Genomic DNA, 11,937 nt, shown 5'->3' with positions numbered 1-11,937 from the left:
CCTCAATCTTTTTTTCATATAAAAAACTTTCAATCCAGCGGAATGAAAGACAGTGACCCGGTATAGCCCTTATCTTCAAAATGCTGTGCATTTTTCTGGATGCGGCACCTTGCATGACACGCAGGTTGCCGGGCGTCATCGGTCCAGTCCCTCAGCCGCTCTTGATAAGCTTTTTAGATTTGTACTAAATTTTAGCACAATTCTAACAGAAGTCAACCCGAGTTTTTTGATAGGAATAATAAAACAGGCCCTGAGGCCTGTTTTTATTGTCATTATTTTTTAAACCAATCTTCTGACTCGGGATTCTGTTTCCATGATTTCAGTTTCTCAATGTCATCTGAATGAATCGTTCCGTTTTCAAGCGCGACTTCAATCAGCGTGTCATAATCCGTTAACGAGTAATAAGGAAGACCCGCTTTTTTAAAGGCTTCTTTTGCTTTCGGCAGTCCGTATGTAAAAATGGAAATGACGCCGAGGACTTCCGCGCCCTCTCTTTGAAGGGCCGCCGCAGCTTCAAGCACGCTGCCCCCGGTAGAAATCAAGTCTTCAATCACGACTGTTTTTTGCCCTTTTTTAATGGCGCCTTCTATTTGATTTCCTTTGCCGTGCGCTTTCGGTTTGCTTCTGACGTAGCACATCGGCGCGCCTGTACGATCTGCGAGAAGCGCAGCATGCGGAATGCCCGCCGTTGCAGTGCCCGCGATCATCTCCGCCTCGGGGAAATGCTCTTTCAGCAGTTTGCCGAGCCCGTCGGCCACATCATTTCTCACTTTTGGATACGACAATGTCAGACGGTTGTCACAATAGATCGGTGATAAAATGCCGCTCGCCCACGTAAACGGCTCATTCGGGCGTAAAAAGACAGCTTCAATGTGTAATAGATGTTTTGCGATAGCCTGTTTCATCGGCGAACGCCCTCCCATTCCAGTTTAATTGCTTCATATGCTTCAACGGGGTTTTCCGCTTTTGTAATTGAGCGGCCCACGACGATGGCTGACGAACCGTTTTCTTTCGCAAATGACGGAGTCGCCGTCCGGACTTGATCGTCAGCTGCGTCACTGGCCGTACGGATGCCCGGTGTGACTGTCAGAAATGAAGGCCGGACCGCTTCATAAATGGCTTTTGTTTCATGTACCGAACATACCACTCCGTCCAGCCCGCACTCTTCCGCCATTTTGCCGTAATGCACGACCGTTTCTAACAGCGGCTTTTGCAGCAGAAGCTCTTCCTTCGCCACCTGCTCTGAAGTGCTGGTCAGCTGAGTCACCGCGATTAAAGACGGGCGTTTTCTGCCTGCCGGCGTGCCTTCTTCAAGTCCCTCAAGGGCCGCACGCATCATGCGTGCGCCCCCTGCCGCATGCACATTGACGAGATCAACGCCGAGGCCGGCCAGCCGCTTCATCGCTTTATTGACCGTAGTCGGGATATCATGAAGCTTTAAATCTAAAAATATATCACAGTTCCGTTCTTTTAATTGGTGAATGATGGCGGGGCCTTCCTGATAAAAAAGTTCCATCCCCGTTTTGACAAAAAGCCTTTCCTTTTCAAACAAGTCTAAAAACGTTAAAGTCTCTTCCCCTGATGCAAAATCAAGCGCGATGATGGGCAGGTTGTTTTTCATGTTTCCAGCTCCTTCCGATGCATTCACTTACAGATTGAAAGCCGTGTTGGCGCAGTACACGGGGGAGCTGTTCTATGATTTCCGGGCAGACGAACGGATTGACGAAGTTTGCTGTGCCGACGGCAACCGCACTCGCTCCCGCAAGAAGAAATTCTAATGCATCCTCTGCGGTCTGAACGCCGCCCATCCCGATAATCGGGATTTGAACGGCCTGGCTGACTTCGTATACCATCCGGATGGCGACCGGTTTGATCGCCGGGCCTGACAGTCCGCCCGTTTTATTTGCTAAGATCGGCCGTCCCGTCTTGAGATCGAGCCTCATCCCGATGAGTGTATTAATCATCGTCAGACCGTCAGCACCGGCCGCTTCAATCGCTTTAGCAATTTCGGTTATGTTTGCGACATTAGGCGAAAGCTTCACATACACAGGCACTGCGGAAACTTCTTTCACCGCTTTTGTCAGTTCGGCCGCCATGACGGGATCAGTACCAAAAGCAATCCCCCCCGTTTTGACATTCGGACATGAAATGTTAAGCTCAAGCGCATGCACATTCGGCGCTTGGCTGATGTGCTCGGCCACTTCTTTATAGTCGTCCACCTGAGAACCGGCGACATTTGCGATAATCGGCGTGTCAAATTGTTCGAGCCAAGGCAGCTCATGATTGAGCACATGCTCAAGGCCGGGGTTTTGCAGTCCGATGGCATTCAGCATTCCCGCGCTTGTCTCCGCCACTCTCGGCGTCGGATTTCCGAAGCGGGCTTCGTTCGTCGTGGCTTTAATCATAATGCCTCCGAGGCATGATAAATCGTAAAATCCGGCATATTCTTTCCCGAAACCGAAACATCCGGAAGCGGGGATGATCGGATTTTTCAATTGGAGACCCGGCAGATTCACCTCTAACATTACAGCGCCACCTCCTCAGCTTTAAATACCGGCCCGTCAAGGCAGACCTTTACATAGGATGTATCGCTTTCACCCGTGCGGCACACGCAGGCGAAGCAGGCTCCGATGCCGCAGCCCATCCGCTCTTCCATCGAAAGATAAACCTCTTTATGGCCGTACTGCTGCTTCAGAGCTTTCAGCATCGGTGTCGGTCCGCAGCTTAGCAGGACATCGAATTCGAGCTGCTTTTCACGGATGACATCGGTGACAAACCCTTTCTCTCCATATGTTCCGTCAGCCGTCGCCACATAGGTGTCTCCGTACGCACGACATTCCTGTTCGTAAAAAACATCCTTTGCTGATTGAAATCCAAGCACATGAATGACGTTTACGCCTTTTTCCGTCAGGCGCTTTGACAGTTCCTGCAAAGGCGGAACCCCCACTCCGCCTCCGACTAACAGCGCGGTTTTGCCGGGTTCAATCCGCCGGACGGGAAATCCGTTGCCGAGAGGGCCGAGAACGTCTATCCTGCCGCCCTCTTTTTTCTCGGACAAAAGACGCGTTCCCTCACCGTCAGCTCTGTAGATAACGGATACTTCATCCGCGGCGAAATTGACGTCCGCAATGCTGAGCGGTCTTCTTAATAGCGGCGTGACCGCGTCACTCACCTTCAGATGTAGAAATTGACCCGGCTCGGTAAGGTGCCGGACAAGCTCTCCTTTCAGCACCATCTTATAAATCCGGTCGGCAATTTCTGAGTTGGATTGAACAGTCAAGTGCGCTTTCTTCATACCGTAACGGCCGCCTTTGGATTGGTTTTGGATGCAGGCATATGATCCGCCCGGAATGTCATGCTTTCCAGTACCCGCAAAATGGCTTCGGCCGTATCTAAAGATGTCAGGCAGGCGACTCCGTTCTCAACGGATTCGCGGCGGATTCTGAAGCCGTCTCTGGCCGGCTGTTTGCCTTTTGTCAGCGTATTGATGACAAATTGCGCTTCGCCGTTTCTGATGACATCGAGCAGATTTTTCCCTTCTTCGCCGATTTTTCCGACGACCTGAGCCGGAATCTGAGCGTCTTTCAAATAAGCCGCTGTTCCTTCCGTCGCCAAGATTTTATAGCCGATGGCGTGGAACCGCTTCGCGATCAGCAGTCCTTCTTCTTTATCTTTATCGGCAACAGTCAACAGCACTGAGCCGTAGTTCGGGATTTGAATGCCAGAAGCAATCAGCGCTTTATAGAGCGCTTTTTCCAGGGTTGAATCTTTGCCCATGACCTCTCCCGTCGACTTCATTTCAGGGCCTAACGTAATATCTACTCTTCTCAGCTTCGCGAATGAGAAGACAGGCGCTTTCACGAATACCCCCTGCTGTTCAGGCTGCAGCCCCTCTTGATAGCCGAAATCAGCAAGCTTTTGGCCGAGAATGACCTTTGTCGCCAGGTTCGCCATTGGGATTTTTGTGATTTTGCTTAAGAACGGCACGGTTCTGCTTGACCGCGGATTTACCTCAAGCACATACACTTCACCTTGCGACAGTACGAACTGGATGTTCAGCAACCCGATGATGTTAAGGCCTTTTGCCAAGGCTACAGTGTATTGTTCGATTTTTTTCTTAATGTCTTCGCTTAAAGACTGAGACGGATAGACGGCGATTGAATCCCCTGAATGGACGCCGGCCCGCTCGATATGCTCCATAATTCCCGGAATAACGACTGTTTCGCCGTCAGATACGGCATCGACTTCGATTTCTTTCCCCGTCAGATAACGGTCGATTAACACCGGATGCTGCGGGTTGATTTTGACCGCGTTTTTCATATAGTGAAGCAGCTCTTCTTCGTGATAGACGATTTCCATCGCCCGGCCGCCGAGCACATACGAAGGGCGGACAAGTACCGGATAGCCGATGGATGCGGCAATTTTGACCGCTTCGTTCACCGATACGGCGGTTTTTCCGAGCGGCTGCGGCACATTCAGCGCCTCAAGCGCCTGCTCGAACTTATCCCGGTCTTCCGCACGGTCTAAATCTTCAAGTGATGTGCCGAGGATTTTGACGCCGCGGGCGCTCAATTCTTCCGCAAGATTGATCGCCGTCTGGCCGCCGAATTGGACGACAACGCCTTCCGGCTGTTCCAAATCGATGATGTGCATGACATCTTCTACCGTCAGCGGTTCAAAATACAGTTTGTCTGAAATGCTGAAATCAGTGGACACCGTCTCAGGATTGTTGTTGATAATAATCGCTTCATAGCCTGCCTGCTTGATCGCCCAGACAGAATGAACGGTCGCATAGTCAAATTCGACGCCCTGTCCGATACGGATCGGCCCGGAACCGAGGACGACGACGCTTTTTCTTGATGTAACCTCAGACTCATTTTCTTCCTCATATGTGCTGTAGAAGTACGGGGTTTCTGATTCGAATTCCGCCGCGCATGTATCCACCATTTTATATACAGGCTTGATGGCTGCTTCTTTTCGCATTTGATACAGCTCTTGTTCCGGCATATTCCATTCCCGGCTGATATATTTGTCGGAGAAACCGAGTTCCTTCGCTGTCTGCAGGACGGTAAGGCTGCCTTTTTCCGCTTTCAGCTCTGTTTCAAAAGCGACCAGCTTAAAGAGCTTGTGCAAAAAGAATACGTCAATTGCTGAAAACTCATGAAGCTGCTCCACTGTATAGCCTCTTCTGAACGCTTCAGCAAGATAAAACAGCCGTTCATCCCCGGCTTTTCTGATCCGTTTTTCCAAAAGTCCGTCAGAAATCTCTTCCGCGTCCTTCAGCTCCAGGTGATAGACATCGGCTTCCAGTGAGCGGACCGCCTTTAACAGCGATTCTTCAAGGGTGCGTCCGATGGCCATGACCTCTCCGGTGGCTTTCATTTGCGTCCCGAGCCTGCGGTTTGCCGACTCAAATTTGTCGAACGGCCAGCGCGGGATTTTAGAAACGACATAGTCAAGCGCGGGCTCAAAAGCCGCATATGTTTTTCCTGTTACGGGATTCATCATTTCATCAAGAGAAAGCCCGACTGCGATTTTCGCCGCAAGCTTTGCGATCGGGTAACCCGTCGCTTTTGAGGCGAGGGCAGATGAGCGGCTCACCCGCGGATTCACTTCGATAATGTAATATTGGAAGCTGTCGGGATCGAGCGCGAGCTGAACATTACAGCCGCCTTCAATGCCGAGCGCGCGGATCAGCTTTAATGAAACATTGCGCAAAAGCTGATATTCCCGGTCGCTCAAAGTCTGGCTCGGGGCAACGACGATGCTGTCGCCCGTATGGATGCCGACCGGATCGATATTTTCCATGTTGCAGACGACGATCGCGTGATCTCTGCTGTCTCTCATGACTTCATATTCGATCTCTTTGTAACCGGCAATGCTTTTTTCCAGAAGACACTGATGGACGGGGCTGAGTTTTAATCCGTTTTCGACGATCTCTTTCAGTTCTGCTTCATCCGAGCAGATGCCGCCGCCCGTTCCGCCTAATGTGTAAGCGGGGCGCACGATAACCGGAAACCCGATCCGGCCGACAAATTCCTCGGCTTCCTGTAAAGTGCGGATGATCTCACTTTCCGGCACCGGTTCATTCAGCTCATTCATCAGCGTACGGAATAAGTCGCGGTCTTCCGCCTGCTGGATGGCGGACAGCTTTGTGCCGAGCACTTCCACCCCGCATTCCTCAAGAACCCCGAGTTCAGACAGCTCGACGGCAAGATTCAGTCCGGTCTGTCCTCCCAGAGTCGGCAGGATGGCGTCCGGCCGTTCTTTTCTGATAATACGCGTGAGAAACTCCGGCGTCAGCGGCTCTATGTATACCCGATCAGCCATTTCCGTATCCGTCATAATCGTTGCCGGATTCGAGTTGACGAGAATGACTTCATAGCCTTCTTCCTTTAAAGCGAGACACGCCTGTGTGCCCGCATAATCAAATTCCGCCGCCTGTCCGATAATAATCGGGCCTGATCCGATCACTAAAATCTTTTTAATATCTACGCGTTTTGGCATACCGCTTCCCCTTCTTTCTCAGTTGTTTCGATCAAGTCAATGAATCTGTCAAATAAATGATTGGCGTCTTCCGGTCCCGGTGAAGCTTCAGGGTGGTACTGAACCGTAAATGCCGGCAATGTTTTATGCTTGAGTCCTTCGATCGTTTGATCATTGATCGCAATGTGCGTCACTTCAAGCTCTGTCTCATCTATTGAAGAAACTGTATATCCGTGGTTTTGAGCGGTTAAAGCGACTTTCCCTGTCGCAAGCTCTTTAACCGGATGATTGGAACCCCTGTGTCCGAATTTCATTTTTTCCGTTTCCGCTCCGGATGCCAGCGCAAATAATTGGTGGCCGAGGCAGATTCCGAATAACGGCACCTTCCCGAGTATGCCTTTTATCATTTCAATGGCTTCCGGCACATCTTTCGGATCTCCGGGTCCGTTAGAAAGCATGATGCCGTCCGGCTTGAGCTGAAGCACTTCTTCCGCCGTTACATTGTACGGCACAACGATAACATCGCATTTTCTTTTGTTTAACTCTCTTAAAATGCCGTGCTTCATACCGAAATCGACGAGTACGATGCGTTTGCCGCGGCCCGGACTCGGATATGCCGTTTTCGCAGATACTTGAGCGACTTGATTTCTCGGCAGTTCCGTTTCTTTCAGCCTTGCAAGAACCTCTCCGACATTCTCCTCACTTGAAGCAAACGTTCCTTTTAATGCGCCGGCCGTGCGGATCATTCTTGTGAGCTTTCTCGTGTCAATCCCTTGTAAGCCGGGGATATTTTTCATTTTCAAATACTCGTCAAGCGTGTAAGCCGAACGCCAGTTGGAAGGCAGCTCGCACAGTTCTTTTACGATCAGCCCTTTTACAAAAGGAGTGATGGATTCAAAGTCATCTCTGTTAATTCCGTAGTTGCCGATCAGAGGATACGTCAGCGTCACGATCTGCCCGCAGTAAGAAGGGTCTGATAAAATTTCCTGATAACCGGTCATTCCCGTGTTGAATACGACTTCACCCGCGGTATGCTCCAGGCTCCCGAATGCTTCACCCTCAAATACCGCTCCATTTTCCAGCACTAGTCTTCTTTTCATTTGACGAGTCTCCCTTCTTCGTATGCAAGCTTACCGGCAGCCATCGTTGCAACAGGCCAGCCGAAGCACTTCATCTTGTTGAATGGCGTATTTTTTCCTTTAGATAAAAATGTATCTTTGTCAATGGCTGCTTCTTTTTTCAGATCAATCAGGGTGATGTCAGCCGGCGCCCCCGGTGCAAGCGTTCCGTACGGAAGATCAAATGCCTCGCAAGGTTTTACCGTCATGAAATCAACCAGCTGCTTCAGCGTCCACGCCCCGTTTTTCACAAAATGTGTGTACAGAAGCGGAAAGGCTGTTTCTAAACCGACGATCCCGAAAGGCGCAAGCTTCATATCCGTGTTTTTCTCTTCTTCTGTATGCGGCGCATGGTCAGTGGCGATGAAATCAATCGTACCGTCTAAAAGCCCTTCAATCAGCGCCTCTCTGTCCTCTTTGCTGCGAAGCGGCGGATTCATTTTAAAATTGGTATCAAGTCCCGGGATATCTTCGTCACAAAGAAGCAGGTGGTGCGGCGACACTTCCGCCGTCACGCGGATTCCGGCTTTTTTTGCGTCTCTTACGGCTCTGACGGATTCTTTCGTACTGATATGACACACGTGGTAATGGCAGCCCGCCGCTTCCGCCAGCAGGACGTCACGGGCGATATGTACCGCTTCACAAATGGAAGGTATGCCGTTCAGGCCGTTCGCTTTTGAAAAAGAACCTTCATGCACGCTCCCTCCGTAAATAAGTGAGTTATCCTCACAATGAGCGACAATCGCTTTATTCATTGAAGCCGCCCGTTTCATGGCTTCATACATCATTCCGGCCGTCTGAACGCCGACGCCGTCATCGGTGAAGGCGAATGCTCCGGCTTCATGAAGCGCCTTAAAATCTGTCATTTCTTCGCCGGTTTGTCTGATCGTAATGGATGCGTAAGGAAGAACCCTGACAGATGAGGTTTCTTTGATCCGGTTTTGCAGCCATTCCATCTGCTCTTTCGTATCCGGCACCGGCCTTGTATTCGGCATGGCTGCGACTGTGGTAAAGCCGCCCCGCGCCGCAGCTTTAGAGCCCGTCTCAATGGTTTCTTTTTTCTCGCCGCCCGGTTCTCTGAAGTGGACATGAAGGTCTACGAGTCCCGGTGAAACGAACAGTCCCCCAGCGTCGATCACCGTTTCTCCGTCTTTCGCTGTCAGAAGCCCGGTTTCCGAAATGAATTCACCCGTTACCCGGATATCCTGTGCCACTTTTTCTCCTTGTTCATTTAACATCCAGCCGTTTTTAATGAGATAAGACATAAGCCGCTTCTCCCCTTTTCACATTGGTTTGCAGTGCTCTTTTTAAGACTGCCATTCTGATATACACACCATTTTCCATTTGTTTAAAGATTCTTGATCTTCCGCATTCCACTAATGTTGTGTCAATTTCGACTCCTCTGTTCACCGGTGCGGGATGCATGATGATGGCATGCCGCTTCATGCTCTCCGCCCGCTTTGCGGTCAGCCCGTATGCTTCCAGGTAGCCTTTTTGGTCGGCTTCTGTCTGATGCCTTTCATTTTGGATGCGGAGCAGCATGACGACATCTGAAGCTTGTATGGCTTCATCCGTCTGTACACAGGTGCCGAAGGCGTTTTTCTCATCCTGCCATTGCGGCGGACCAGAAAACAGCACGCGTGCGCCGAGCCTTGTCAGCACCTCGGCATTTGACCTTGCCACCCTGCTGTGTTTGATATCGCCATGAATGGAAACCGTCAGGCCCTGAAAGGTCTCAAATTCCTCTTGAATCGTCATTAAATCGAGCAATGACTGAGTCGGGTGCTGGCCGCAGCCGTCGCCGGCGTTTAAGATCGGAATATTGACTCTGCCGGTCAGATCTTTGTAATATTCATCCGTGCTGTGCCTGATGACGCAGGCGTCCGCTCCGATTGATTCCAGTGTTCTGACCGTGTCGTATAAGGACTCGCCTTTTTGAACGCTTGTGCTCGTGCCGTCTAAGCTGAGCACGTTCATTCCGAGTTTCTTTTCCGCCACTTCAAAGCTGAACCGCGTCCTCGTGCTCGGTTCAAAAAACAGATTCGCAACGAATTTTCCCGCGAGATCGGGGCGGACTGTTCCCTCTTTTATCGCTTTTGCCTCACGCAGCAGTTCTGTAATTTCAGCCGTGCTCAGTTCAGACATCGCCGTTAAATGATTCATGTTTTTCTCCTCCGTTTCCGCTTGAAGGCCGTAAAAAACACCCCGGTCTATAGACTCGGGGTGCGGTTAAAGAGAGAAGCAGCGTACAGCTTCTTCCTGTTATAACCCTTCCAAGCCTCTCTGGACTTTCTTTAAAAGGTTTTACATATGATTTTGTTTTTCTGATGCCATCGCGTCTTCTTCATTTGCATGCGGCAGGATGAGGTTCAGGATGACTCCGACGATTGCCGCAAGCGCCATGCCGGATATTTGGAACCCGCCTTTTGATACTTGAATAAAAGCCCCTCCGACGCCGATCACGAGGATGACGGATGTGATAATTAAATTTCTCTTGTTCTCATAATCAATGTTGTTGTCAATCAGCATTCTTAAGCCGCTGGAGGCGATAATTCCAAAGAGCAGGAAGGAAACGCCTCCCATAACCGCGGACGGAACAGAGCTGATCAGCGCTGATACTTTTCCGATAAATCCGAAGCACAGCGCAATCACACCCGCGCCGCCGATGACAAAGACGCTGAAAACTCTCGTAATTGCCAGTACTCCGATGTTCTCGCCGTATGTCGTCGTTGGCGGGCCGCCGATTAACGAAGCGATGATCGTCGCAACACTGTCCCCCATTATGGAGCGGTGCAGTCCCGGCTTTTTAATGAAATCCTGTCCGACGACTTTACTCAGCACCATTTGGTGGCCGATATGTTCTGACATCGTCACGAAAGCGACCGGCACCATCGCAGCCGCAATGCCCAATGTCACTGACGGCGTATAGTCTTTGAAAGGGATGATAAATTCAGGAACGGCGAACCACTTTGCATCAATGACCGGCTGGAAATTGACGATGCCCTGTGTCAGCGCAAACAGATAGCCGCCTATAATGCCGATCAATACCGGAATCAGGCTTAAAAATCCCCGTAAAAAGATGGCACAGATAATGGTTATGGCCAAAGTGACGCCGGCTACACTGAAATGTTTCAGGCTGTAAACGAGTTCCTTCGCATTCGGATCGGCATACATTGCCATATTGACGGCTGTGCTTGCCAGTCCGAGGCCGATGACGATGATGACCGGCCCGACGACCACCGGGGGCAGCAGCTTCATCAGCCACCCCGTTCCAAGCTGCCTGATGAGAAGCGCGATCAGGCCGTACACAATTCCCGCCAGGAAAGCGCCGACCATGGCAGCCCCCGGCCCTCCCGTCGCCTTCACCAAGATAATCGGTGATATAAAGGCGAATGATGAGCCGAGATAAGCGGGAATCTGGCCTTTTGTCACCAAGAGATAGGCGAGTGTCCCGATTCCGCTCGTGACAAGCGCCACTGCCGGGCTCATTCCGACCAGTTTCGGCACGAGTATGGTTGAACCGAACATGGCGAATAAATGCTGCAGGCTGAATGACAGCCAAGACAATGGATTGGGGACGTCCCTGACTCCCAGGTTTACTTTTTTCTTACTCATGGCGTTTTCCTCCCGGTTGACTTTCAAATGGTATAAAAAAACCTCTTTGCTTTTTGCGCAAAGAGGCATACAAAACCCGGCCGCGTCGATCCGCCCGGCTTTGTGTTTTAAAATCCTCTTTGCAAACTCTCTGGAATGCATTTAAAAAGGTGATTATTCATTTTCGTAAATGGCTACCATATCAGTCTGATCAACTTCGCTCAGCTGAACCATCACTTTTTCAGCTTTTGAGGTCGGAATGTTTTTTCCGATATAGTCCGCTCTGATCGGCAGCTCCCGGTGCCCTCTGTCGACAAGCACGGCAAGCTGTATCGATGACGGCCGTCCGACATCAACGAGGGCATCCATCGCAGCTCTCACCGTCCGGCCGGTATAAAGCACATCATCAACCACAATGACCTTTTGGTCTGTAATATCGGCCGGAATGTCCGCGCCTTTTACAAGCGGCTCTTCATTGCTCGTTTTTTTCGTCAGGTCGTCACGGTAAAGGGTGATATCGATTTCCCCGACGGTGACCGGATTCCCTTCAATCTGTTCGATCCGCTCGGCCAGCCGCTTCGCTAAATAAATGCCTCTTGTTTTAATCCCTACAAGAATGCAGTCATTCATTCCTTTATTCCGTTCGATCATTTCATGGGCTATCCTTGTCAGCGCCCGCCTGATTGCCTGTTCGTCGAGAATAACAGCTTTTTGATTCACTCGTGACACCTCTCCATTC

At 50.6% G+C, this 11,937-nt stretch carries 10 protein-coding genes and 1 riboswitch; all 10 genes read right to left on the bottom strand.

What is annotated here, in order from left to right; all coding sequences use genetic code 11:
* Positions 1-66: 66 nt before the first annotated feature.
* Positions 67-171: riboswitch (SAM riboswitch) on the bottom strand.
* A 101-nt stretch (positions 172-272) separates the two neighbouring features.
* The 10 genes from pyrE to pyrR all read right to left on the bottom strand — a co-directional run bounded on the left by pyrE (position 273) and on the right by pyrR (position 11,918).
* Positions 273-905, bottom strand: coding sequence for an orotate phosphoribosyltransferase (gene pyrE / locus NQS30_RS07375; protein WP_061861443.1), 633 nt, complete (start codon positions 903-905; stop codon positions 273-275).
* Entirely contained in the window at positions 902-1,621 is a 720-nt protein-coding gene (pyrF, locus tag NQS30_RS07370; RefSeq protein WP_076424114.1) for an orotidine-5'-phosphate decarboxylase, read from the bottom strand. The genes pyrE and pyrF overlap by 4 nt, the downstream gene beginning before the upstream one ends.
* Positions 1,590-2,525, bottom strand: a complete 936-nt coding sequence (locus NQS30_RS07365) for a dihydroorotate dehydrogenase (protein ID WP_003154377.1) — start codon at positions 2,523-2,525, stop codon at positions 1,590-1,592. The genes pyrF and NQS30_RS07365 overlap by 32 nt, the downstream gene beginning before the upstream one ends.
* Positions 2,525-3,295: a dihydroorotate dehydrogenase electron transfer subunit gene (locus NQS30_RS07360; RefSeq protein WP_025284706.1), complete on the bottom strand. Its 771-nt coding sequence runs from the start codon at positions 3,293-3,295 to the stop codon at positions 2,525-2,527. Before NQS30_RS07360 ends, NQS30_RS07365 begins: the two co-directional genes overlap by 1 nt.
* Entirely contained in the window at positions 3,292-6,507 is a 3,216-nt protein-coding gene (gene carB / locus NQS30_RS07355; protein ID WP_085341985.1) for a carbamoyl-phosphate synthase (glutamine-hydrolyzing) large subunit, read from the bottom strand. The genes NQS30_RS07360 and carB overlap by 4 nt, the downstream gene beginning before the upstream one ends.
* On the bottom strand, positions 6,492-7,586 hold the full coding sequence (locus tag NQS30_RS07350; RefSeq protein WP_007409730.1) for a carbamoyl phosphate synthase small subunit: 1,095 nt from the start codon (positions 7,584-7,586) through the stop codon (positions 6,492-6,494). Before NQS30_RS07350 ends, carB begins: the two co-directional genes overlap by 16 nt.
* The gene (locus tag NQS30_RS07345; RefSeq protein WP_124693046.1) at positions 7,583-8,869 is read right to left on the bottom strand and encodes a dihydroorotase; all 1,287 of its coding nucleotides are present in this window, start codon (positions 8,867-8,869) and stop codon (positions 7,583-7,585) included. The genes NQS30_RS07350 and NQS30_RS07345 overlap by 4 nt, the downstream gene beginning before the upstream one ends.
* A complete protein-coding gene (locus tag NQS30_RS07340; protein ID WP_015239826.1) occupies positions 8,853-9,767 on the bottom strand; it encodes an aspartate carbamoyltransferase catalytic subunit in 915 nt (304 codons plus the stop codon). The genes NQS30_RS07345 and NQS30_RS07340 overlap by 17 nt, the downstream gene beginning before the upstream one ends.
* A 141-nt stretch (positions 9,768-9,908) precedes the next feature.
* Entirely contained in the window at positions 9,909-11,219 is a 1,311-nt protein-coding gene (gene pyrP / locus NQS30_RS07335) for a uracil permease PyrP (RefSeq protein ID WP_025284702.1), read from the bottom strand.
* A 153-nt stretch (positions 11,220-11,372) separates the two neighbouring features.
* On the bottom strand, positions 11,373-11,918 hold the full coding sequence (gene pyrR, locus NQS30_RS07330) for a bifunctional pyrimidine operon transcriptional regulator/uracil phosphoribosyltransferase (protein WP_003154392.1): 546 nt from the start codon (positions 11,916-11,918) through the stop codon (positions 11,373-11,375).
* Positions 11,919-11,937 lie beyond the last annotated feature (19 nt).

Source organism: Bacillus sp. B1(2022) (assembly GCF_040259625.1).
GTDB lineage: Bacteria > Bacillota > Bacilli > Bacillales > Bacillaceae > Bacillus > Bacillus velezensis.
The sequence above is the reverse complement of the archived record's forward strand: the minus strand, read 5'-3'. Positions and strand labels throughout refer to the sequence as shown.